Origin of the sequence: Pseudomonas sp. AF03-9 (genome assembly GCF_020515815.1) — a bacterium.
Taxonomy (GTDB): Bacteria; Pseudomonadota; Gammaproteobacteria; order Pseudomonadales; family Pseudomonadaceae; genus Aquipseudomonas.
The window spans coordinates 40,023-64,378 of the sequence record NZ_JAHPJF010000017.1; the positions used below are offsets into that span (position 1 = coordinate 40,023).

Genomic DNA, 24,356 nt, shown 5'->3' on the forward strand with positions numbered 1-24,356 from the left:
TCCTTACTGGCTGGAAACGGAAGAAGGTTGGGCGACAGGCGAGGGCAGGAAGAACATCACCAGAGCGATCACCAGGTAAATCAGATAGGCGCCCAGGGTGCTGACGGTCGGCGCTTCCTGATAGCCGAACATCCCGGCGAGCACCGAGCCCAGCGGGCTGTCCATGGGCAGTGCCGCGCTGAAATCGAACAGCACGGTTTGTAGGTGGTTCCACACGCCGGCTTCGTGCAGGGCCTGCACCGAATTGGCGAGGATGCCGGCGGCTACGACCAGGATGAACAGGCCGGTCCAGCGGAAGAACGCCCCCAGGTTCAGGCGCATGCTGCCGCTGTAGATCAGCAAGCCCACGATGATCGCCAGGACCAGGCCGAGAAGGGCGCCGATCGGTGCGCCCGGGCCTTCGCTTTGCTGGAACACGGCCAGCAGGAAGAACACCGTTTCGAGACCTTCGCGGGCCACGGCAAAAAACACCATGGCGATCAGCGCGATCACTTGGTGCTTGGAGCCTGCCAGGGCGTGGTCGAGGGATTCATGCAGGGAATGCTTGATCGAGCGCGCCACTTTGCGCATCCAGAACACCATGGAGCTGAGAATGCCCACGGCGACCAGGCCAACGACGCCTTCGAACAGCTCCTGCTGCTTTTGCGGAAACTCTGCGCTGACCAACTCCAGGCCACCGCCCACCAGCAGCGCCAGTGCGGCGGCGAGGAACACGCCGATCCACACCGCCGGCATCCATTGGCCACGCCCGGTCTGTTGCAGGTAACTGGCGATGATGCCAACGATCAAAGCGGCTTCAATGCCTTCGCGCAGCATGATGAGAAAGGGAACGAGCATTCGGCACCGCAGCGTCATTAGATAGGAAGCTAATTTGTAACATAATGATACTCATTACTAAACAGGAAAACTTGACGTTTACTGAACAGTGGCTGAACGGTGGTGGTGAAGGGCGGGCGCCCTTATGATGCAGGCCCTGTTATGTGCTGCGGAATGTTCAACTGCTCATGTCGGAAAAAGACACCATCTCCATCCACTTGGTGCGCGAAGCCCTGTTGCAGAGCTGTGCGCCCGGTGCGGCCACGGCTGAGGCGCTGAGCAAGGTCGGGATCGACCCGACACTGCTGCAGCAGCCTGACGCCCGCGTACCGGCGACGGCTTACGCGCGTTTGTGGCGTTTGCTTGCACGGCGTACGGATGATGAGTTTTTCGGCATGGACCCACGCAAGCTCAAGTCCGGCAGCCTGGCCTTCCTGTGCCGCGCCGCGATGGCGCAGCCGACCCTGGGCGCCAGCCTGGAAACGGTGTTGGGGTTTTTGTCATTGATGCTGGAGCAGATGCCTGCGCAACTGGTGCGTCAGCAGAGCCTGGCGGAAATCGTGTTGTCGGAGCCCGTGCCCAAGCGCGCATTCACCTACTTCACTTATTGGATGATCGTCCACGGCGTGGCTTGCTGGCTGGCGGGAAGGCGCATTCCGATCCTGGCGATCGAACTGCGCTGTGAGCAGCCGGACTTTTGTCACGACTACCAAGTGATGTTCTCTGACAACCTACGGTTTGATCGGCTGCGTACCCGCATGATCTTTTCTGCGGACTGCCTCGACCTGCCCATCAAGCGCAGCGCAGAAGAACTCAAACGTTTCCTGGCCCATGCCCCGGCCAACATCCTGGTCAAATACCGCGACCCCGAGAGCTTCGCCACCCGCATCAAACACGACCTGCGCCAGATGCCCCCCGACACCTGGCCGGAAACCGAACGCCTCGCGGCCAACTTGTGCATCTCCGCCTCAACCCTGCGCCGACGTTTGGCGGAAGAGGGGCAGACTTATCAGGGGCTCAAGGACAGCGTGCGTAAAGAGTTGGCCATTGTGTGGTTGGCGGAACCTCAGATCAGCTTTGCCGAGATCGCGGCACGGCTGGGGTTTGCCGATGCCAGTTCGTTTTATAAGGCGTTTCGTAAATGGTGTGGGTCGAATCCGGGGCATTATCGGAGTTTGATACTTGGCGATTCAGGCTGAAATAGTGCTTGGGTGCGGGATTAAGACGTAACTTACCCAGTCCTTCCTCCGTACTACAGAGCGGTCGTTCAACATTTTCAGAAGCGACCGGCATACTTCGAATGATAAGTCGTGCATTGTCACTGCCACGACTCGTAATACTGATACTGATTAGTTCTATGCATGCTCGGTGTATGTCTGCACTCGCAGGTGAGAGTGGCTTGGACAAAGAGCGCCTATGCCTAGATAACCAAAATCGTTGAGTCGTCGACAAGCGCAAAAATCTTAATTGTTTAACACTTGAGGTGAAAATCATGAAAAGCTTTTTTGCCGTACCTTTTTTTGCGTTGGCGTTGGCGTTCGTGTCGTTTCAGGCGCAAGCGGTGTGTTTGTATATTACGGATAACTATAGCGGAATCATCCAGCCTGAATCCGAAGCCATAGCCCTTGGCCCGTTTACCATTACAGGTGCTAACGGGTGCTCTAACGCAAATATCGATGCAATGGTGTCTGCCGCAGGAGGGGGAAGAGCACCACAGATTTACATACAACAGCAGGTAGGCGGTTCCTGGAGAACAGTGGCCAGTAACCCTTTGTCAGCCTATGCCTCATGGCTCGGCCCATTGGGTACTTATCGAGTGATGTTGGATAACCGCGAAGCGGTCTCCAAGTCCTATTGGGGGACGGTAAGGTTTGGCCGATAATCCACTAGTAAAGCAGGGTGCCGATGATGTTGGTGGCACCCTGTAAAGACTGGGCCGACTTCAAGCACGCTCTTCTATTGAAAGGTCACTGCGGGAAGAGTTGATAAAGTATGCCAGCGCGTTGATTGCATGATTGGCAGAAACCATTCCCTGGATATATTCAGGGATGCCTTGCGAGCGCTTTACGTCCGGGTGGCTTTCAATAAAGGAAAGATAATCTTCAAGTTTTTCGTCGAACAAGGCAATTGCATTGTATTTTACGTCGGTTTCAGCTTGCTGGCCGTTGGCATCAAAAGCACCAAGCCCAGATATGAAATTGTGAAACGCCTCGCCATCAATCAAACCACTGTTATAGAGCCGGCTACCGACTTTCTTTAGTTCATTGGTAGTGATCGACGTCATGTCATAGTCCTTCAGAAAAACTTTCAAGCTCTCAATCTCTTCCTGCTTGCGCAGCTTCAACGTATCTGCCGCCACCGACGCTTCTTTTATCGTATATTTATTTTCAACCTTTTCCGTATGCTGTATCTGAAACGCATTAGACGCCTTCGTATGCCTCATTTGCTCCGCAGTCAATAACACGGCCATCGCAAAGTCCTCCATCAACCGAAAGCTACGTCTATTTATCGGCCACCCTTAATCCCACTTTAAAAAAAAGCCCCACGACCGAATGGACCGTGGGGCTAAAAATTGGCTGGATGCGACCAACCAAAGGAGCTCTTTACATCACTGGTTGCTGGCCACCACCGTGTCCGGCTGCCAACCGCCACCCAACGCCTTGTAGATCGCGACGATGCCGCGATACAGCTCCACCTCGGCCTGGGCCTGGGAGTCTTCGGCAGCCAGGCGTTCGCGTTGCGCGTCCAGCAACACCAGGAAGTCCACCGTGCCTTCGCGGTAGCGGATCGCGGCGAGGTCAGCCGCGGCGCGGCTGGATTCGCTCTGACGGATCAGCGAAACCAGGCGCTGTTGGCGCTTGCCGTAGTCGCTGAAGGCGTTTTCGGACTCTTCCAGTGCCAGCAATACTTGCTGTTCATAGGTCGCCAACGCGCCATCGGCCTCGGCGCTTGCACCGCGCAAACGCGCGCGTACGCTGCCCAGGTCGAACGCGGCCCAGGTGATGCTCGGGCCGAGGGCCCAGGCATTGGCGGCGGACGAACCGATCTGCGAACCGCGCCCGGCGGTAAAGCCGAGGAAGCCGCTGAGGCTGACCCGTGGGAACAGGTCGGCCTTGGCCACGCCGATGCGTGCGGTGGCGGCCGCCAGTTTGCGTTCGGCGCTGAGGATGTCCGGGCGCCGTTGCAGCAGTTGCCCCGGATCGCCAATTGGCAAGGCCTTGGCAATCGCTGGCAGGTCTTTCGGGCTCAGGTCGACGCTGAGCTTGTCCGGACGCTGGCCGAGGAGGGTGGCGATGCGGTTGCGCTCGCGCACTTGTTCGGCTTGCAGTTGCGGCACGCTGGCTTCGACCCCGGCGAGGCGCGCGTCGGCACGCTCCACGTCCAACTGATCGCCAACCCCGGCATCGCGCAGACTGACGGTGATGGTGCGCGATTCCTGCTGGTTCTTGAGGTTGTCCAGGGCGATGCGTTCACGCAATTGGGCGCCGCGCAGTTGACCATAGGCATCCACCAGCTCAGCAATCATCGTGACTTGCAGTTGGTACAGGTCGGCTTCCGCGGCCTGCTGGTCGGCGTCGGTGGCTTCCAGGTTGCGCTGGATGCGCCCGAACAGGTCCAGCTCCCAGGCCATGTCCAGGCCGAGGTCGTAACGCTCGGTCTTCACACGGCGGGTGGTCTGGCCTGGTATCTGGCCCTTGCCTTGGTCGCTGCTGACGCGGCTGGTGATGGTCGGCATGGCGTCATTGCTGGCGTCGTCGCGGATGGCCCGAGCCGCCCGCAGACGGGCAAACGCCACACGCAAATCGCGGTTGCCTTGCAGCGATTGGGTCACCAACTGATTGAGGGTCGGATCGTCGAACTGCTGCCACCAGATACCTTCGAACTTGGCGTGGTCGTACTGTTTGGCATCGGCGGCGGCCGTGATGCTCGCCGCCTCCGGGGTTTGGGTTTTATAGTCCGGGCCCACGGCACAGGCGCTCAGCGCCAATACCAGCAAGCTCGGCAGGAATACTTTCACGCTCATTGCTGTGTCTCCAGCTTCAAGGCCTTGGCCGCTTTGCGCGCTTCCTGGCGCTCCACATAGCGACGGATCAGTACGTAGAACACTGGCGTCAGCAACAGACCGAAGAAGGTCACGCCGATCATCCCGGAGAACACCGCCACACCCATCGCATGACGCATCTCGGCACCGGCACCGCTGGACAACACCAGTGGCACCACACCCATGATGAAGGCGAACGAGGTCATCAGGATCGGCCGCAGACGCAGACGGCACGCCTCCAGCACCGCAGCCAGCGGGTCGAGACCCTCGGCCTGTTTATCCTTGGCAAACTCGACGATCAGGATCGCGTTCTTGCAGGCCAGGCCCACCAGTACGATCAGGCCGATCTGGGTAAAGATGTTGTTGTCGCCGCCCGAGATGATCACCCCGGTGATGGCCGACAGTAGCGTCATCGGTACGATCAGGATCACCGCCAGTGGCAGGCTCCAGCTTTCGTATTGGGCGGCCAGTACCAGGAACGCCAGCAGCACGCAGAGCGGGAACACGAACAGTGCGGTGTTGCCCGAGAGGATTTGCTGATACGTCAGGTCGGTCCACTCGTAGGTCATGCCGTTGGGCAGTTCCTCTTTCAGCAGTTTTTCAATCGCCGCCTCCGCCTGGCCGGAGCTGTAGCCCGGTGCAGCGTTGCCGTTGATTTCAGCGGTGATAAAGCCGTTGTAGTGCATAACGCGGTCCGGGCCCGAGGTATCGCTGACCTTGATAAAGGTCGCCAGCGGGATCATCTCGCCCTTGTTGTTGCGTACTTTCAGCTGGCCGATCTGGTCTTCGTCGAGGCGGAACTGCTGCTCAGCCTGCACGTTGACCTGATAGGTACGGCCAAAGCGGTTGAAGTCGTTGGCATACAGCGAACCCAGGTAGATCTGCAGGGTGTCGAAGATGTCGCTGATCGCCACGCCGTGGGTCTTGGCCTTTTCGCGGTCGATGGCGGCATCGACCTGGGGCACGTTGACCGTGTAGCTGGTGAACAGGCCGAACAGCTCCGGCGTGGTGCGGCTCTTGGTGATGATGTTCTGCACTTCTTTGTACAGCTCGTCATATCCCAGGTTGCCACGGTCTTCGATCTGCAGGCGGAAGCCGCCAATCGTACCCAGGCCCTGTACCGGCGGCGGTGGGAAGATCGCCATGTAGGCTTCCTGGATGGCGCTGTACTTGCCGTTCAGCGCACCGGCAATCGCACCGGCGGACATGCTCGGGTCTTTACGCTCATCGAATGGCTTCAAGGTCACGAACACGATGCCGCTGTTAGGGCTGTTGGTGAAACCGTTGATCGACAGGCCCGGGAAGGCCACCGCAGCTTCCACACCTGGCTGTTTCAGGGCGATGTCGGACATGCGCTTGATCACGTCTTCGGTGCGGTCCAGGCTGGCGGCGTCCGGCAATTGGGCGAAGGCCACCAGGTATTGCTTGTCCTGGGCCGGTACGAACCCGGTTGGCGTGTGGGCAAAGCCCAGCCAGGTCAGGACCATCAAGCCGGCGTACAGGAACAGCGCGATACCACTGCCGCGAATCACCCGGCGTACGGTGCCGACGTAGCCATGGCTGGCCTTCTCGAAGAAACGGTTGAACGGTTTGAACAACCAGCCACCGAGCAGCTTGTCGAGGAACTTGGAGAAGCCGTCCTTCGGTGCGTGGTGCCCCTTGAGCAACACGGCTGCCAGGGCAGGGGACAAGGTCAGCGAGTTGAACGCCGAGATCACCGTAGAGATCGCAATGGTCAAGGCAAACTGTTTGTAGAACTGCCCGGTCAAGCCACTGATGAAGGCCGCCGGAACAAACACCGCACACAGCACCAACGCCGTGGCAATGATCGGGCCGGTCACTTCGCTCATGGCCTTTTCAGTCGCCGGGAACGGCTCCAGGCCCAGCTCGATGTTCCGTTCGACGTTTTCCACCACCACGATGGCGTCGTCCACCACGATACCGATGGCCAGCACCAGGCCGAACAGCGACAGCGCGTTGAGCGAAAAGCCAAACAGGTGCATTACCGCAAACGTACCGATCAACGAGACGGGCACCGCCACCAACGGAATGATCGAGGCGCGCCAGGTTTGCAGGAACAGGATCACCACCAAGACCACCAGGATCAAGGCTTCGAACAGGGTGTGCACCACCGCTTCGATGGAGCCACGCACAAAAATGGTCGGGTCGTAGACGATGCTGTAGTCCATGCCCTGCGGGAAGCTCTTCTTCAGCTCCTCCATCTTGCCGCGCACTTCGTTGGAGATCTGGATCGCGTTGGAACCCGGACGCTGGAAGATCGGGATCGCTACCGCCGGTTGGTTGTTCAGCAACGACCGCAGGGCGTATTGGCTGGAACCCAGCTCGACCCGTGCGATGTCTTTGAGGCGGGTGATCTCACCGTTGTTGCCTGCGCGAATGACGATGTTCTCGAACTCTTCTTCCGTCACCAGACGGCCCTGAGTGTTCACCGACAACTGGAAACTGGTGGCATTCGGTGCAGGTTGCGCACCCAAGGCACCGGCGGCCACTTGGCGGTTCTGCTCACGGATCGCCGTCACTACATCGGTGGCGGTCAGGTTGCGCGACGCGGTCTTGTTCGGGTCCAGCCACACCCGCAGGGAGTAGTCGCCCATGCCGAACAGCTGCACGTCACCCACACCGCCCAGGCGTGCCAACTCGTCCTTCACGTTGAGCAAGGCGTAGTTGGACAGGTAGAGCATGTCGTAGCGCTGATCCGGGGAGGTCAAGTGCACCACCATGGTCAGGTCGGGGGAGGCCTTGTCCACGGTGATACCGATGCGTGTCACTTCCTCGGGCAGTTTCGGCTGAGTCCGCGTTACACGGTTCTGCACTTGCACCTGCGCATTGTCCAGGTCGGTGCCCAGGGCGAAGGTGATGGTCAGGGTCAGCTTGCCGTCAGCGGTCGATTGCGAGGACATGTACAGCATGTTCTCGACGCCGGTGATGGCCTGCTCCAGTGGCGCGGCCACGGTTTCACCGATGACCTTGGGGTTGGCGCCGGGGAAGTTGGCGCGTACCACTACGGTCGGCGGCACCACTTCCGGGTATTCGCTGATCGGCAATTGGAACAGCGAGATCGCGCCAGCGATCAGGATCAACAGCGACAGCACCGCTGCGAAGATCGGCCGCGAAATGAAGAACTTGGAAAAATTCATCTTGAGTCGTATCCCTTAACCGCGTGGAGTCGCGACGGCTGCGAGCTTGGGCGCGGTTTTTTCCGGCGCCACTTGCTCCAGGTTGCTGGCTTCAAGCGCTTGTCGTTGTTGGGCCAAGGCGGCGAGGGTTTCCTTGCTGGCCATCGGGATGGTTTGCGGGGCGACCGGCGAGCCAGGGCGGATGCGCTGCAGGCCTTTGACGACGATGGTGTCGTCCTTGCCCAAGCCACTGCGCACGATGCGCAAGCCTTCGATTTTCGGCCCCAGTTCCACCGAGCGATACGCCGGCTTGTCGCCTTCCATCACCAGCACGAACTTCTTGCCCAGGTCGGTGCCGACGGCTTCGTCATTGATCAGCACGGCGGAATAGGTGCCACTGCCGACCAGTTTCAGACGTGCATACAGGCCAGGGGTGTAGCGGCCGTCTGCGTTGTCGAACACCGCACGCCCACGGATAGTGCCGGTGGCCGGGTTGACCTGGTTGTCGACGAAGTTCATCTGGCCCAAGTGCGGGTTGCCGGTTTCGTTGGACAGGCCCAGGTACACCGGGGTGGTCGCACCACGACGGCCTTGGCGGGCCAGTTCGGTGTACTTGAGGAACACGCGCTCGTCGGCGTCGAAGTAGGCGTAGACCTTGTCGGTGGAGACCACGCTGGTCAGCGCGGTGACATCGGCGGTCACCAGGTTGCCGGCGGTGATCTCGGCACGGCTGACGCGGCCGCTGATCGGCGAAGTCACGCGGGTAAAGCTCAGGTTCAACTTGGCCAGGTCCAACTGCGCCTGGATGCCGGCGACAGCGGCGCGGGCTTCCAGGGCGGCCGTGGTGCGCGACTCGGCCAGCTCGGCGGAGATCGCGTTGCTTTCGCGCAGGCGCTCGCCACGTTGTGCTTCGTTTTCACTGCGGCTGGCGGCGGCTTTGGTCTGTTGCAGTTGGGCTTCAAGGCGGCGCACTTCAGCCTGGAACGGACGTGGGTCGATCTGGAACAGCAGGTCGCCTTTCTTCACCAGTGCACCTTCGGTGAAGGCCACTTGATCGATCTGCCCCGACACCCGTGGACGGATCTGCACGGTTTCCGGCGCTTCCAGGCGACCGGTGAACTCGTCCCACTCGTTGACGGGTTGCTCAAGCACCTTGGCCACGCTGATCTGCGCAGGGGGCATGGCGGCCGCTTGTTCCGGGGTCTTGCCGCACGCGCTCATCACCACCACGGCCAAGATCGCCAGGGGGAAGCGCAAATGTTTGAGTGACTGTTCCATGAGGTGCATCCGCCAATGTATTTGAGATGGGCGGATCATGCGCGGGGAGGTGCTATGTCACGAATCGAATGAAGCAAAGGTAACTATCATTCGGAATGATATAAGCGCGGGATTAGCCCTCTAGCATGGGCTTTTCGTTAGGGTGCTATCAATGTCGGTGATGACAAAGGACTGTTGCGGGGCGTGCAACAGCAAAACTGAATAGCAGCACCGAAGCATGTGCCGTACTCGTTCAAAACTGTGGGAGCTGGCTTGCCTGCGATGAGGGTGTGTCAGTCATACATTAATTGACTGACAGCCCCTTATCGCGGGCCCGCTCCCACATGTGGATATCCATGTATCAGGTCGACAAGCTACACCGTGCCGAACCCCACGTGCACCGTCAGCGCCCCTTGGTTATCCCCCAGTCCAATCCCATACCGCCCCTCCAGATCATCATTGATACACAGCTGCAATTCCCCCGTCTGCCCCGGCGGAACCGCTGCCAGATCGCCCACCAGAAACGGCGTCCCACCACTGCCTACACGCCCGATCAGCGCGCCTTCATTGGCCCCCGGCAACGTATACCCGGCCTTGGCGATCAACCCCGGGCTGCCGTTGCCATCCACCATGCCGCCCACCGGGCTGGCCAGCCATTTGCCGCTGACATAACGCACCAGGCGTGGGCTCGGCCCGCTGATCTGCACGCCGGTGCCTTGCCATGGCTGGTTGGCCTGCACCTGCACGGTCACGGCCTTGAGGTCGTTGCACAGGGTGTCACCGGCCTGGATCGACAGCGCGGCGATGGTCAGGCTCGGGTTGGACGTACCCGTGGTGGGGAACACGCCGTCGCCGACCAGGAACAGGTTGGCGTGGTCCCAACTGCGCTGGTATTTGTCCACCACCGAGGTCTTGGGGTCGGCGCCCATGCGGTAGGTGCCCATCAAGTGCCCGGCGCCCTGGAACGAATAGGATTCGCCCTGATAGACGAACACCCCCGGCTGGATGTCGGCCGTCAGTTCGGTGGCACCGAGCAGTTCGGTAATGATGTGGCTGGCCAGGATGCGCGCCTGTTTGAAGCCCTCCTTGGTGTAGTCCGACAGGTCGTAGTGGATCTCCGGGCGCGGGATGCCCAGGCGGTCCTTGTATTGGCTAGACGGCACGATGTAGCAGTTGGCGTTGTCGGGATCTTCCTCGACTTGCTCCACCAGGAAGCCCACGCGAAATTGCCGGGTCAGCAGGTTGTTCAACTGCTGTACCAGCGCCGTGCCGAATAGCGTCTGCGTGGCATCGCCGCTGTTGGGCAGCGGGTTGGTACGGCTGACATTGCTGCCATCGATGAGGTCGGCAATGGTGGTGTAGGGGTCGCCAATCGGCCAGTTGAAACCTTCATTGCCGATCTCGATACGCCACGCCGCACGTTGGCTGCGAAAGGCACCATCGCGCAGGCTTTCAATCCCCGAGGTCGACACCGGCCCGCGGTACGGGAACACCGTCTTGCCTTCAGGCATCAAGCCCCACGCCAGGTAGATCGGGTGGTCCGCCAGGCTGCGCCCGACCTGGCCGCTGCTGTTGGCGACGCCTTTGGGCCAGGCGCTGCTGGTGGAGTTGAGCAGCAATTTGGGCGTCTCGATGGCATGGGCGGCGATCACATAGCGCTGCCCGATTGCCACCCCGGTGCCGGTCGCCGGTCCGTCGCCCAATTGATACTGGATGAACTCGATGCCGCTGATGGTCTTGTCCGCCGCCACCGTAACCTCGCTCGCCACGGTCTTGTACAGGACCCGCACGTTGCCGGTGTTGAGCGCGTTGTTCATGGTCACCGTGGCGTCGTACTTGGCCTGGATCGGGCAGATCGGCGTGCAGTTGGTGTTGCCCGCACACACGCGGCGCCCGGCATAGGGCTGGGAGTTGCGCCCGGCCGGCGTCGGGCTCACCACCAGGGGCAGGCCCTGGAACGCCTGGCCCTGCACCGCACTGACGAAACTGCCGTCGACCAGTGACAGCGGGATGCTGGTCATCGGGTATTCGTAGTTCTGCGGGAAGGTAATACCGAGGTAACCCTGGTCGGCCACGTTCGCCGCCACGCCGATTTCCGCTTCGGCGCGGCAATACGCGCTTTGCAGGTCGTTGTAGCCGATCGGCCAATCGACCCCGACGCCGTACAGCGACTTCATGCGAAAGTCATTGGGCAACATGCGCAGGCAAGTGGCAACCCAGTGCCAGGTGGTGCCACCGCCCACGCGCTCGTAGGTGCTGGTGAACGGCAGCGGGCCTTTCTGCACCAGGTAACTGACGTCGGGATTGTCCCAACCCAGGATCAGGTCGGCGATGGTCGCGCGCGGGGCATTCTGCTCGGCCGGGTTGCGTGCCGGGCTCAGGGTGCTGACCGGCGGGTAGGGCGACTCGGGGGTCTTGAGGGTCGCGGTGTAGAAGCGCTCCAGGTACTGGTTACGGTTCGCCGGGATTTCCGGGCCGGACTCCAGCACCAGCACTTTCACGCCCGCCAGGCCCAGTTGATAGGCAATCAGGCTGCCCGCAAGGCCCGCGCCGACGATCACTACATCTGCTTGTTCAGTACTCATGACGATGCTCCTGGCTGGAGGCTGGCGGCCACCCCGGTGAAATCCTCAAGGCTGGGCGGCGGGCTGTTCCAGTAGCCGAAGAAGAACTCGCTGTAACCCATCGGGTGGGCCTGGGCGATGCTCCACGCCCAGCTTTGGGTGTAGGCCTCGTCGCTGACCACGGTTTGCTCACCCAGCGGGAACGCACCCTGGGCATACGGCTGATACCACACGCCGAGCAGCCACAGCTTCATGATCGCGCGCGCCGCCAGGGCGGTCTGGGTGGTGGCGGGCTGGCCGTTCTGCATCAGGATCGCGGTGCCGATCTGCTGCGGCGTCTGTTGCTCGGCCAGCAGCGAAGCGTATTGGGCGAGCAGGGCGCCGAGTACGTTCTGGCCCAGGCGCGGGCCGATGAAGTTGAGAAACGTGGTGGGCAGGCCGATGGGGTCCACGGAAGGCGCCAGGCGTTCCTGGTCGATGCCGGTAAGCACTACGCTCAGGCCGGTGAAATTGTCGAGGTCGGTACTCATGGCTGACTCCCTGTCGCACCTGTGGATTGGGCGCGTTCGAGCAGGTAGGTGAAGTCCGCGAAGCTGGTGCGCGGCGACTGGGTCACGTGGGTCGCGGCATTGCCGTGGCAGGCGATGCAACTGGACGACGCCTGGGGCACGGTGCCCTGGATGTAAGTCTCCAAGGTCGCATTGGCCAGGAACGACGGCGCCGGCTTGCCCAGCGGCACGGTGGCCGAGATCTGGCACGGAGGTTGGCCGGTGAGGGTCGGCCACTGGGTGCTGATCAACTGGTAGTTGGCCCACACGCTGTTGGGGTTCACCGTGCGCAGCAGGGTCTGGTAGGTATTGTTGAGGGTCTTGGTCGCGTCGGTCAGCGGGATCTCGCGCACGATCTGCGACGGCGTCGCTTTCACCGCCGGGTTCCACGGGCGTGGCGGCGGCTGGTTGACCTCGGCCTGGCTGCTGGCGTTGTAGAACAGATACGGGCCCTTGCGCTCGGCCGGTGGCGTGGTCTTTTCCGGCACATTGTCGACGTGCTCGAAGGTCGACCACACCCACTGCGGCGCACTGGTGGTCTTGTGCACGATATGCAGGCCCACCAACCCGACCGGCTCGGCCACGCAGGATTCAGCCACCACCGGCCCCTTGCTCGGGTCGCTGTTGCCCGGCGTATACACCAACGCATCCACCGTATGGAAACTGCCGGGCTTGTCGTTGCCATCCAGCACCTTCCACGAGGCCTTGACCATCAGCGAACCGACCTGGCTGGTAGCCGGGTCGCCGCAACTGAACGCCACTGCGTTGGTCGGGCTGGCGGCAAAAAACGCCTGTTGGCCCTGGATGCTATACAGGCCGTTGTTGACGATGCCGTCGAACATCGACTGATTGACCACGATTTCATTGCGGGTGTACACGCCGCTCTGGTCCACCAGCGGGCCGCTTTCAAACGGTTGGATAAACTCGTCGAGCACATCCGGGACCTTGCCCATCTGCTGCAACAGGCGCCCGGAGCCCTTGCCTTCACAGGCCGGCGGTACGGCTGCCGGGGCGTGATAGGGCTGTGGCTTCTGCCCTTGGGGCAGGAAGATCTGGTAACTCTCCCGGTAGCTTTCCCACACTGTGGCCGCGTCCTGCTGGCCGATCTGCATGCTGGTGTTGGGGTTGCCGTCGGCCAGGGCCGGCCAGTTCAGTGCAATGAATGTCTGCCACGACATGTCATCGAAGTTCTGTTGCAGGCTGGTCAGGGAAAACGGCGGGGTCGCCGTGACATCGAAGGGGATTTGCGTAGACAGCGTGGGGGCCGCGACGACCAGTGGGCTCAGCAATGCGCCGAACAGCGCGCAGCCGAACCCGGGCCGGGGGCGATGGGTTTCCGTTCTCATCGTTATCTCCTGGGCATCAGGCGTCAGGAGACAGTGGGTCCGTCATGGACTCTTCAATGCGCCTCCTGGCACGGGCTTGAGATTAGATAACGTTGGAATGGCCGGTGGTTCTGCGACTAGATTTATTCGTAATAAAAACAATCGCTAACGGCGTCAAGCAGGTTCCTTGTCGGCGCGGCGGGTTTCGGCGCGGATAAAGGTGCGGAACACGTGGTCCCACAGCGGCGAAGAGACCCCGAAGTTCTTCTCGATCCCCTGGCGATGGTGCAGATCATGATTGGCCACCAGCCGTGGCATAAAACGGTAGGCCCAGTGCTCGGGACGGTGCATCACGTAGTGCACCGAGATATAGAACCCATAGCCCGCGACTGCGCCGACGAAGGCCGAGGTCAGTCCGGTGTACCAGGCCACCAGGAGCAGGATGGCGAAGGTCGAACTGGTCTTCCAGCTGGACACACCGATATAGGCCAGCACGTCGACGTGGTGGGTCCAATGCTCGCGGCGATACAACGAGTGGAACAGGAAGCGGTGCGCCGAATATTCCACCAGCGTCCAGGCCAGCAGCCCCATCAGGGCCAGGCCCAGGTCGAATGGCGCGAGGTAGAGCGCCAGCAGGATAAAGAGGGGCACGGTGAAAAAATCGAGGTAGTAAGCGAGCGATGACATCAGCCATTTATTGGAAGCAGCCATGTGCGGAATATCCCTATAGTGCGAAAGGCGGCGGCAATTGGAGCACAGATTCAAGGCGCAGTGTTGGTGGCGCAACAGCGGTTCAAGAGATTGTCCGATTGCCTGCTGGAGTCCGCACTCCTGATGCGGATCAAGTCATTGAATACATTGATTTATTGGTTTGGCATGAATTGTGTTTCCAGTTGATTGAAGCACTCGCTGCCTCAACCCGACCACGGGAGGGGAACCCCACCCTTCACAAGAAACCACACCCATGCACAAGCTCTTGCAACGCACCCTGATCGCCAGCCTGGTGGCGCTCACCACCTTGGGCACGCTCCTTCCGGCGGCCGCCCAGGCTGCCAATGATCAACAGTTCATCCCGCTGGCCACTTATCGCGTCGGCGCCTATGCCTCCAGCGGCATCCCGTGGTGGGCAGGGGAGATTGACTACTTTCGCTACATCAACGAAGTCGAAGGCGGCGTGAACGGCGTCAAGCTGGTTTGGCAGGAATGCGAGACCGAGTGGAAAACCGACCGCATCATCGAATGCTACGAGCGCTACAAAGATGGCCTGGATGGCGCACCCACAGGGTTTTTCTTCACCCACAGCACGCCTGCTTCCTACGCCTTGATGGATCGTGCGGCGAAGGACCATATCCCGCTGATCGACGGTGCCGGTGGGCGCACCGAGTCCACCGATGGTCGCGTGTTCCCTTATGCCTTCCCGCTGCTGCTCAACTACTACGGGCAGGCGTCGGTGGGCATCAACTACATCGCCCAGCGCGAAGGCGGCCTGGACAAGCTCAAAGGCAAAAAGATTGTGACGGTCTACCACGATTCCGCCTACGGCCGCGAAACCCAGGCGGCCATGCAGTTGCTGGCGCACAAGTATGGTTTCGACAACATCCAGATCCCCGTGGCGGACCCGGGCAACGAACAGTCGACCCAGTGGCGCCAAGTGCGCCAGCTCAACCCGGATTGGGTATTCCTGCGCACCTGGGGCGTGTCCACCCCGGTGGCGATCAAGACCGCCGTGCGCTTTGGCGTCCCGGTAGACCGCCTGATCGGTGACGTGTGGGCGGGTTCCGAAGCCGATGTGATTCCCGCCGGCACGGCCGCCAAGGGCTATCAGGCCCTGGCGCCGTTTCCGGGTGGCGACGGTTTTGAGATCCACCGCAAGCTCAAGCAGTCCATCCTCGATCCGGGCAAGAGCAACCTCAAGGACCCCAGCTATTTCGGCAAGGTCTACTACAACATCGGTCTGATCAATGCCGCGATTGCCGTCGAAGCGCTGCGCACCGGCCAGGCCAAGTTTGGCAACCGTGCGCTCAACGGCGAAGAAACCCGCTGGGCATTCGAGCATCTGGACATCGATGCTGCACGCCTCAAGGCCCTGGGCTTTGAAGGTTTGTTGGCGCCGTTGAAGCTGTCGTGCGCCGACCACGAAGGCGGCGGCTCCGCCCGCGTACAGCAGTGGGATGGGCAAAAGTGGGTATTGGTGACGGATTGGCTACAGGCTGACCGCGCCACGTTGCGCCCACTGATCGAGGCCAAGTCCGCAGCATATGCCGAAGAGAAAGGCCTCGCCCCGCGCGATTGCGCATCGCAATAACACCCAAACGCAAACCTTGTAGTGAGCGGGCTCGCCCGCGCCGGGCGGCGAAGCCGCCCTAAAACAGGCACCCTCGGTCTCCCTGAAACACCGCGGCGGTCTTATTGGGGCGGCTTCGCCACCCAGCGCGGGCAAGCCCGCTCACTACAGTTTGTTGACCGTGCGTATTGGCTACAGGCTGATCGCCCCGCGCGATTGCGCATCGCAATAACACCCAAACGCAAACCTTGTAGTGAGCGGGCTTGCCCCGCGCCGGGCGGCGAAGCCGCCCTAAAACAGGCACCCTCGGTCTCCCTGAAACACCGCATCGGTCTTATTGGGGCGGCTTCGCCACCCAGCGCGGGCAAGCCCGCTCACTACAGTTTGTTGACCGTGCGTATTGGCTACAGGCTTATCGCCCCGCGCGATTGCGCATCGCAACAACACCCAAACGCAAACCTTGTAGTGAGCGGGCTCGCCCCGCGCCGGGCGGCGAAGCCGCCCTAAAACAGGCACCCTCGGTCTCCCTGAAACACCGCGGCGGCCCATTTGGGGCGGCTTCGCCGCCCAGCGCGGGCAAGCCCGCTCACTACAGGTCAGGCGGCGGTGGCTTGTTGCCCGGGAATGGCGGCAATCAGTTCGCGGGTGTAGTCGCTGGCAGGGTGGTTGAAGATGCGTTCCACCGAGCCTTGTTCCACCACCTTGCCGTTGCGCAGCACCAGCACTTCGTGGGCAAAGTTGGCCACCACCGACAAGTCGTGGGACACCAGTACGTAGGCGATGCCCATTTCCCGTTGCAGCTCTTCCAGCAGGTCGAGGATGTGCGCCTGCACCGACACGTCGAGGGCGCTGACCGGTTCGTCGAGCAGCAGCAGGTCCGGTTTCAATGCCAGGGCCCGGGCGATGGCGACCCGTTGGCATTGGCCGCCGGACAGTTCGCGGGGCAGGCGGTCCAGGTAGCTGGCCGGCAAGTGCACGCGGCTGATCAGTTCCCGCGCCGCCTGTTCCAGGGCCGGGCCCTTGAGCAGGCCGAACGATACCAGTGGTTCGATGATGCTGTCGTACACGGTGAAGCGCGGGTCCAGCGCCGCAAACGGATTCTGCTGCACCAGTTGCAGGCGCTGGCGCAGCGGGCGGAATTCGCGCCAGCTGAGGGGGGTGACGTCCTGCTGTTCGAACCAGACCTGGCCCTGGGTTGGTTTTTCCAGGCCGAGGGCAATGCGCAGTGCGGTGCTTTTGCCCGAGCCGGATTCGCCGACGATCGCCAGCGTCTGGCCTGGGTATACCTCCAGGCTGAGGTCGTCCAGGGCGACGAAGGTCGACGCCTCGCCTTTGACCTTTGGCAGCGCGAAGGTCTTGCCGACGTGTTTGAGGCTGAGGATCGGCTCTTCCATCGGGTCAATCCGGATCAGCGGCGCACGCCGTTTGGCAAACGCCGGGGCGGCAGCAATCAGCGCCCGCGTGTAGTCATGCCGTGGCGCCGTGAGGATTTGCCGCGGTGCGCCTTGCTCCACCAACTCACCCTGTTGCATCACCACAATCCGGTCTGCGCGGTCGGTGGCCACACCCAGGTCGTGGGTGATGATCAACAGCGAAATCCCGCGTTCGGCCACCAGGCGCTGCAAGTGATCGAGAATCTTGCGCTGCACCGTCACATCCAGGGCGCTGGTCGGTTCGTCGGCGATGATCAGGCGCGGATTGCCGGCCAACGCGATGGCGATCAGCACGCGTTGGCGCATGCCGCCGGAGAGTTCATGGGGGTACTGGCGCGCACGCAGCACCGGCTTGTCGATGCCGACGTGTTGCAGCAGCTCGACAATGTCTGCATCGACCCCGGGATAACGTTTGCCCTTGGCCAGGACCAGCGCCTCGGCGATCTGCTGACCGACGCGCAGGGTAGGGTTGAGACTGACCATCGGGTCCTGGGGAACCAGCCCGACGGTGCGTCCGCGCACGCTGCGTTTGTGCCGTTCGCTGGCGTGGGTCAGGTCGTTGCCGTCCACCCACAGCTGGCCGGCGCTGATCTGCGCGTGTTCTGGCAACAGGCCGAGGATGGCGTTGGCCAGGGTCGATTTGCCGGAGCCGGACTCACCGACAATCGCCACCGTCTCGCCGCTGGCGATGGTCAGTGACAGATCGCGTACGGCTTGAACGTGTTGCCCGCCGGAGCGGTAGCTGACACTCAGTTGGCGAACATCGACTAAAGCGCTCATCGCTGAATCTCCTCGAACGTGCGGGCAATATGGTTAAGGCTGAATACCACGGCCACCAGGAACAGGCCGGGCAGCAGTGACACCCACGGCGCGGTGATCAGAAAGTGCCGGCCGTTGGCAATCAACGTGCCCCATTCCGCTTCCGGGGGGACTGCGCCGAAGCCGAGGAAACTCAGCCCGGCGGTCGCGAGGATCGCCGCGCCGAAATCGAGTGTCGCCAACACCGCCACCGGGCCCCAGGCGTTCGGCAGAATGTGCCGCAGCAAGGTGCGCCCCCAGCTCGCGCCACCGAGGCGCGCGGCTTCGACGTAGGGCAGGGTCTTGACCCGCAGCACCTCGGCGCGGGTGGTGCGAGCAAACCCCGGGATGATGCCGACGCCCACTGCGATGGCCACGGGCACGGTGCCGAAACCGATGGCGGTGACAATCGCCAGGGCGAGCAGCACCCCGGGGAGCGCCAATAACACATCGACAAAACGCATGATCAGCGCATCGATCCGCCCGCCGGCAAAGCCCGACAGGATACCCAGCCCCAGCCCGCCCACCAGCGCAATGCCGACGGCCAGCGACGCGGCCAACACCGACAGGCTCGCGCCATAGACCACGCGGGTATACAAGTCGCGGCCCAGTTCATCGGTGCCGAACCAATGGGTCAGGTTGGGCGCGCGCAGCTTGTCGACGGGGGCGGTGGCGTAAGGGTCAAAGCCGGTCAACAACTGCGGCGCAACGGCCGCGACCAGCGCAAACACCACCAGCAACAGCGCCAGGGTGAACCCCGGCCGGCGCAGCAACGGCAGCACCACGGCGCCGGCACGTTGCAGGCGGCTGCGGCGTCGCCACAGGGTAGGGCGGGAGCTGGCCGGGATCAGGTTGTGCTCAAGGATCGTCATGGTCTAGGACACCTTTGGCGTGTGGGAGATACGCGGGTCGAGCCACGGGTACAGCAGGTCCACCAGCAGGTTGACCAGCACAAATGCGGCCGCCGACACCGCGACAATCCCCAGCACCACGGGAATGTCCTGGCGCAACACGGCCTCTTGCGCCAGGCGGCCGATGCCGGAGCGGGCGAAGATGGTTTCCACCAGCACCGCGCCGGACACCGTATTGCCCACTTGCAAGCCAATCAGTGTGAGGATCGGCAGCGCCGCGTTCTTGAAGCCGTGGCGCGCTTGCACCTGGGCGCGGCTGAGGCCCTTGGCGTAGGCCGTGGCGATGTACGACTCCTTCCACACCCCCTGGAAACTGCGTTGCAGCACCTGGGCGTACACCGCGGCGCTCGGGATCGCCAGGGTGACTGCCGGCAATACGAGGCTTTCAAAACCCCGGCTGCCGGTGGCCGGAAACCAACCCAGGCCGAAGGCGAACACCTGGATCAGCAACAACCCCATCCAGAACACCGGCACCGAAAAACCCAGCGACGGCAGGCGCGTCAACGCCTGCTTCAGCGGTCGCCAGCGGATATAGGCGGTCAGATAAGCCAGGCCGATCCCTGCGAGCAACGACAGCACGATGGCCAGGCCGGCCAGGGACAGCGTCTGCGGCAAACGCTCCACCAGCAACTCCGCCACCGGACGGTTCAGCGACAGCGACTGGCCGAAGTCACCGCGCACCGCACCGCACAACAGGCTGAAATACTGCTCGAACACACCCTTGTCCAAGCCGTAATAGGCCCGCGCCTTGGCCAGGTCTTGCACCGACAGCGCGTCGGCCTGCATACCCGAGGCGCTGAGCATCAGCGTCAGGGTGTCGCCCGGCAGCAGATACAGGATGAAGTAGGTGATGCTGTAGGCGCCCCATAACACCAGCAGCGCCTGGCCGACTCGGCCGATCAGGTAGCGGCTCACGGCGTGCCGATCTCGATGTCACCCAGCAGCGCGAAGCCCTCGGCGGTCCAGCGGAAGTTCTTCACCTTGGCCGACGTCGCGGCCTGCCACACACGCTCGTATACCGGGAACGCCGAGCCCTCATCGATCAGCAGGTCTTGCAGCGCGCCGTAGGCCGCTGCGCGCTGCTCGCCCTGGGTGGCGGTGATGCCCGCGTCAAACAAGTCCTTGGCCCGCTCGAGTACCGGCGGCTCGAAAATGTTGGTGGCCACGGTCGCGCTGTTGGCGCTGCGCGGATCGAGGATGGTTTGCAGGATGATCGGGTCGGCGCGGGTCATGTAGTTGATGGTCAGGTCATAGTTGCCCGCCGAGTTGTTCGCCACCCATTCGGCGCGGGTGACCACGTTGAGTTTCACTTCGATGCCGACCTTGCGCAGTTGGTCCTGCAGCAACACATCGCCTGCGGTTTCCGCCGGGCTGATGTTGTAGCTCAGGCTCAGGCGCTTGCCGTTTTTCTGCCGATAGCCGTCGGCGCCCTTGGCCCAGCCCGCGCTATCGAGCAGGCGTTCGGCGCCCGCCGGGTCATAGGCGAGCTTGTCGCCCTGGCTCTTGAAGTACGGCGTGGTCACATCAAAGATGCCGTCGACTACGGCGAACTCGGAGTTGTAGACGGTGCTCGCGTAGCTCTTGCGGTCGATGGCTTTCTGCACGGCCAGGCGCACGTGTTTGTCCTCCAGCACGCGGCCGCCACGGGTATTGGGGAACAGGTTCAGCGACGGCCCCGGCAGCGAACGGCTCTGGATGGTCGCGCCTTTGGACTGAAACAGTTTCAAGTCCACTTCGGAGAACGGGTTGCGCGGCCACAGGATGTCGGCCTTGCCTTGCACGAACAGGCCGTTGCGCACGCTTTCTTCGGGGATGTAGGTGACGTCGACCGCGTCCAGGTGCGCTTCGCCCTGGTTTTTCATATTGGCCGAGGCCCAGGCGTAGCCTTTGCGTTTAGTCAAATGCGCGCCGACTTCCGGGGTGTAGCTTTGCAATACGAACGGCCCGGTGCCGATGATCTTGCCCAGGGAGCGTTCCTTGACGGTGAGCGCGTAGGAGGCGGGCGCGAGGATCGACAGGTTGGTGGTGGACGTGGCTTGCAGGAAGCCCGCGTTCGGTTTGTTGAGCACCAGCTTGACGGTGAAATCGTCGACCACTTCGGCATGGTCGTAGCCCGCCAGGTAGGTCGCGCCGAAGGTCGCCGGCAACTGGGTGGCCAGGGCCTGGTCGCTGTCGAAGGCGGTTTTCACGGCCTTGGCATCGAAGCGCTCGCCGTTGCTGAAGGTCACGCCTTCGCGCAAGTGGAAGGTGTAGGTCAGCGCGTCGTCACTTACCTCCCAGCTTTTGGCCAGCCACGGGATGATCTTGCCGGTTTCCGGGTCCTGGTCGGTCAGGGACTCGGCGATGTTGCGCAACAGCACCCGGTGCTCCAGCCAATAGACCTGGAACGGGTCGATGCTGACCAGGATGGTGTTGTCGCCAAAAAACGCGATGTTCAGGGTTTTGCTGGCCTGGGCCTGCTCACCCGAAGGTGAGCAGCCGGCGAGGGCCAGGGCGAGTGCGCAGGGGGCCAGCAGACGGCTCATCAAGTTGGCGGTATTCAATGGGTTGCCCTCATGTGGCGATTCAAGTGCATGCAAGGTGTGGATCAGAAGTCGTAGGCGAGCTTGGTGTACCAGTAGCCGCCGCCGGGGTAGAACGGCGGGTTGCCGTAGGCGGCGAGGCCCAGGTTGCTGTACACCGCGTGCTTGTCGGGGCGCACGTCGAAGATGTTGGTGCCGCCGATGCTCAGGGTCAGGCTGTCGACGAAGGTGTAGCTGACGTCCAGGTCGGTGATCCACTTGGCGCCAAAGCTGCGGTCGCCGCTGGGGTTGACCGCCAGGGTCTTGACCGCGCCGTAGCGCGCGGTTTGCAGGTTCACCGCGAGGTCGTCGAGCTTCCAGTTGGCGCCGAGGATCCATTTGGTCTTGGGCGTGGCGTCGGTGAGGTCGCCGGCGCGGTCGCGGCCGACCAGGGTCACGCCGGTATTGGCCAGCGCGGCGGGGGTGTCGCGGCTGTCCTGGATCGTGGTTTTGTTCCAGTTGAACCCCAGGCTCCAGCGCACATCGCCCAGCGCATCCAACGGCGTGGTGTGGTCGGCAACGATGTCCAGGCCTTTGGTGCGGGTGTCGAAGGCGTTGGTGTAGTAGTTGACCCAGGTGCCGGACGGCACGCCCTGGGCGGTGAGGATGGCGTTGATCGCGCCGTTGCCACGGTCGTAGAGGTTGCTGGTCAGGGCGATGCGGTCGTCGATGTCGATCAGGTAGGCATCGGCGGTGATGCTGGTGCGTGGCGCGGGTTGCCAGGTCAGGCCGAGGCCCAGGTTGCGCGATTTTTCCGGCTTGAGGTCATCGCCGCCAAGGGCCTTGGCCAGGTTGCTGCCGGACGGGGTCAGGCGGGTGACGGCGGGCACCACGTTGCCATTGGCGTCCAGGGCTACGCGGTTGTCGGCCACGGTGTAGCCGATCTGGGTCAGCGATGGCGCGCGGAACCCGGTGCCGACGGTGCCGCGCACGGCCACGGTGTTGGTCAGTTCGTAGCGCGAGTTCACTTTCAGGCCGAAGGTGTTGCCTGAATCGTCATCGTAATGCTCGACGCGGCCGGCGACGTCGAGGAACCACTTGTCGGTCAGGTCAAAACCCAGGTCCAGGTAGCCGGCGTAGTTGTTGCGGATCAGGCTGACTTCATCTTCCGGGCGGATCGTCACCGCCGCCTGCGCACCCGACGCGGCCGGGTAGGTGCCGGTGATATACGCCTCGCGGTCGCCGGCGAAGGTGCTGAAATGCTCCCAACGGTGCTCCAGGCCGGCCGACACCTGCACCGGCGGGGTCAGGTTGAACAGGCTGTCGTAGCGGCGGGTGAAGTCGAGGTTGTTGACCCACTGCTCAAACCGGAAGGTTGCCAGGTTGTCGAATTTGGTCGGCGATGCGCTACCCAGGGACGGGTTGATATTCAGGTCGCTGGAGTGGTGCACATTGTTGCGCCCGTAGGTGGTGCTCAGGTCCCAGTTCCACTCGGCCAGCTCACCCTTGCCGCCAAACAGCAATTGATAGTCGCGGTCCTTGATGTTGTTCAGCGGGAAATAACCGTCGGGGAATACCTCCGGCACGGCGGCGGTGCCAGTGGGCAGGCGCAAGTAGTTGGCCGCTTCGGCGTCGCGTTCGCCGTAGGTGGAGAATGAGTACAGCGTAAGGTCTTCCAAGGGCAGTTCGGCGTTGTAGGCGAGGTTGAAGGCCTTGAGATCGGGGTCGCCGTTCTTGATCGCTACGCGGTCCCAGGCGGCTTCCTTGGCCGGGTCGTTGAAGGCCCTGACGCTGCGGTCGGCCTTGTCGTTCCACGACGCGTTGCCGCGCTTGCGCGCGTCGGCGGACAGGTGGAAGAAGCCGCCTTCGCCGAGTTCGAAGCCCTGGTCACCGGCGACCTTGATGGTCTCGCCCTGGCCGGAAAACAGCTGGCCGTAACTGGTTTCGAGGTGGCCGCCGCTTTTGCTGTTCTTGAGGATGATGTTGATCACGCCCGCCACGGCATCCGAGCCGTACTGGGCGGCAGCGCTGTCTTTGAGCACTTCGATATGGTCCACGGCACTGACCGGGATCAGGTCGATGTCCACCGCGTTTGCGCCGCTGTTGTCGATGGAACCGCGCTGGCCGGTGGCGCCGTTGTGGCGACGTTTGCCGTTGACCAGCACCAGGGTGTACGCCGGGCCCAGGCTGCGGTTGCTCAACGGCCGCGTCACCGAGTTGTAGCCGGCGATATTGGTGCCGAAGTTGAACGACGGCAGCAATTTGGCGATTGCCTCGGACAGTTCCGCACGGCCGGTCTTGAGCAGTTGGTCGCTGTTGATCACGTCGATCGGCGCCGGGCTGTCAGCCACGGTACGTTGCTGACCGCGCAGGCCGGTGGAGATCACGGTGACGGTGTCGAGCTTGGCGTCTTCGCTCGCGGTTTCGGCGAACGACGGCGCAGTCGCCAGCAGCAGCGAGCTGGTGAGCAAGGACAGGTGGAACTTCTTCAGAGGGGCGGCAGAGGCGATGTCGGGCATGTCAGTGGTAGTCCATTGAGTCTGGCACTGGCCCGTGGTGTGGGTACAGCTTCAAAAGCGGGGTAGGGAAGTCGTCTAGTGTTTTGAAGATATTCCTATAAAAAACCTGAGTGAAATTCTTTTTTGGAATAAGCTAATTATTAGAAATTGGCATCTCCCGGCTAATTAAGATCATCTATTTTTATGATGTTGACCGTCTGGCCGATAAAACCGGCCACGGT

Annotated in this window: 17 protein-coding genes; 3 read left to right on the forward strand and 14 right to left on the reverse strand. The window is 62.2% G+C overall.

What is annotated here, in order from left to right:
• Positions 1-3 precede the first annotated feature (3 nt).
• Positions 4-837 carry an iron uptake transporter permease EfeU gene (efeU, locus tag LIY36_RS21125; RefSeq protein WP_226457010.1) on the reverse strand — a complete coding sequence of 278 codons (834 nt, stop codon included), beginning with the start codon at positions 835-837 and terminating at the stop codon, positions 4-6.
• A gap of 167 nt (positions 838-1,004) precedes the next feature.
• Here efeU and LIY36_RS21130 point away from each other — a divergent pair, with 167 nt between their 5' ends.
• The gene (locus LIY36_RS21130; RefSeq protein ID WP_226457011.1) at positions 1,005-2,015 is read left to right on the forward strand and encodes an AraC family transcriptional regulator; all 1,011 of its coding nucleotides are present in this window, start codon (positions 1,005-1,007) and stop codon (positions 2,013-2,015) included.
• 293 nt (positions 2,016-2,308) lie between these two features.
• Complete coding sequence (locus LIY36_RS21135; RefSeq protein WP_226457012.1) at positions 2,309-2,698, forward strand: hypothetical protein; 390 nt, start codon at positions 2,309-2,311, stop codon at positions 2,696-2,698.
• Positions 2,699-2,758: 60 nt separating this feature from the next.
• On the opposite strand, the gene LIY36_RS21140 is transcribed toward LIY36_RS21135, so the two are convergent.
• The 8 genes from LIY36_RS21140 to LIY36_RS21175 form a co-directional block, all read right to left on the reverse strand.
• Positions 2,759-3,286, reverse strand: a complete 528-nt coding sequence (locus LIY36_RS21140) for a hypothetical protein (RefSeq protein WP_226457013.1) — start codon at positions 3,284-3,286, stop codon at positions 2,759-2,761.
• Positions 3,287-3,424: 138 nt separating this feature from the next.
• Complete coding sequence (locus tag LIY36_RS21145) at positions 3,425-4,840, reverse strand: efflux transporter outer membrane subunit (RefSeq protein WP_192301164.1); 1,416 nt, start codon at positions 4,838-4,840, stop codon at positions 3,425-3,427.
• Positions 4,837-8,016, reverse strand: coding sequence for an efflux RND transporter permease subunit (locus LIY36_RS21150; protein WP_226457014.1), 3,180 nt, complete (start codon positions 8,014-8,016; stop codon positions 4,837-4,839). The genes LIY36_RS21145 and LIY36_RS21150 overlap by 4 nt, the downstream gene beginning before the upstream one ends.
• A gap of 15 nt (positions 8,017-8,031) precedes the next feature.
• Positions 8,032-9,273, reverse strand: coding sequence for a multidrug efflux RND transporter periplasmic adaptor subunit MexE (gene mexE / locus LIY36_RS21155; protein WP_226457015.1), 1,242 nt, complete (start codon positions 9,271-9,273; stop codon positions 8,032-8,034).
• Between the two features lie 353 nt (positions 9,274-9,626).
• Positions 9,627-11,837 (reverse strand): GMC family oxidoreductase, encoded by a 2,211-nt coding sequence (locus tag LIY36_RS21160; protein WP_226457016.1) that lies wholly within the window; start codon positions 11,835-11,837, stop codon positions 9,627-9,629.
• The gene (locus LIY36_RS21165; protein WP_192301160.1) at positions 11,834-12,346 is read right to left on the reverse strand and encodes a sorbitol dehydrogenase; all 513 of its coding nucleotides are present in this window, start codon (positions 12,344-12,346) and stop codon (positions 11,834-11,836) included. The genes LIY36_RS21160 and LIY36_RS21165 overlap by 4 nt, the downstream gene beginning before the upstream one ends.
• Entirely contained in the window at positions 12,343-13,710 is a 1,368-nt protein-coding gene (locus tag LIY36_RS21170) for a cytochrome C (RefSeq protein WP_226457017.1), read from the reverse strand. Before LIY36_RS21170 ends, LIY36_RS21165 begins: the two co-directional genes overlap by 4 nt.
• A gap of 153 nt (positions 13,711-13,863) precedes the next feature.
• Entirely contained in the window at positions 13,864-14,400 is a 537-nt protein-coding gene (locus LIY36_RS21175) for a sterol desaturase family protein (protein WP_226457018.1), read from the reverse strand.
• 253 nt (positions 14,401-14,653) lie between these two features.
• On the opposite strand from LIY36_RS21175, the gene LIY36_RS21180 reads away from it, so the two are divergent.
• Complete coding sequence (locus LIY36_RS21180) at positions 14,654-15,994, forward strand: ABC transporter substrate-binding protein (RefSeq protein WP_226457019.1); 1,341 nt, start codon at positions 14,654-14,656, stop codon at positions 15,992-15,994.
• A gap of 575 nt (positions 15,995-16,569) precedes the next feature.
• Here the strand turns inward: LIY36_RS21180 and LIY36_RS21185 are convergent.
• The 5 genes from LIY36_RS21185 to LIY36_RS21205 all read right to left on the reverse strand — a co-directional run bounded on the left by LIY36_RS21185 (position 16,570) and on the right by LIY36_RS21205 (position 24,135).
• Positions 16,570-18,186, reverse strand: coding sequence for a dipeptide ABC transporter ATP-binding protein (locus LIY36_RS21185; RefSeq protein ID WP_226457020.1), 1,617 nt, complete (start codon positions 18,184-18,186; stop codon positions 16,570-16,572).
• Positions 18,183-19,076, reverse strand: a complete 894-nt coding sequence (locus tag LIY36_RS21190) for an ABC transporter permease (protein WP_226457021.1) — start codon at positions 19,074-19,076, stop codon at positions 18,183-18,185. The genes LIY36_RS21185 and LIY36_RS21190 overlap by 4 nt, the downstream gene beginning before the upstream one ends.
• Positions 19,077-19,079: 3 nt before the next feature.
• On the reverse strand, positions 19,080-20,030 hold the full coding sequence (locus LIY36_RS21195; protein ID WP_226457022.1) for an ABC transporter permease: 951 nt from the start codon (positions 20,028-20,030) through the stop codon (positions 19,080-19,082).
• On the reverse strand, positions 20,027-21,640 hold the full coding sequence (locus LIY36_RS21200; protein WP_226457088.1) for an ABC transporter substrate-binding protein: 1,614 nt from the start codon (positions 21,638-21,640) through the stop codon (positions 20,027-20,029). Before LIY36_RS21200 ends, LIY36_RS21195 begins: the two co-directional genes overlap by 4 nt.
• A gap of 62 nt (positions 21,641-21,702) precedes the next feature.
• Positions 21,703-24,135 carry a TonB-dependent receptor plug domain-containing protein gene (locus LIY36_RS21205; protein ID WP_192301002.1) on the reverse strand — a complete coding sequence of 811 codons (2,433 nt, stop codon included), beginning with the start codon at positions 24,133-24,135 and terminating at the stop codon, positions 21,703-21,705.
• Positions 24,136-24,356: the final 221 nt, after the last annotated feature.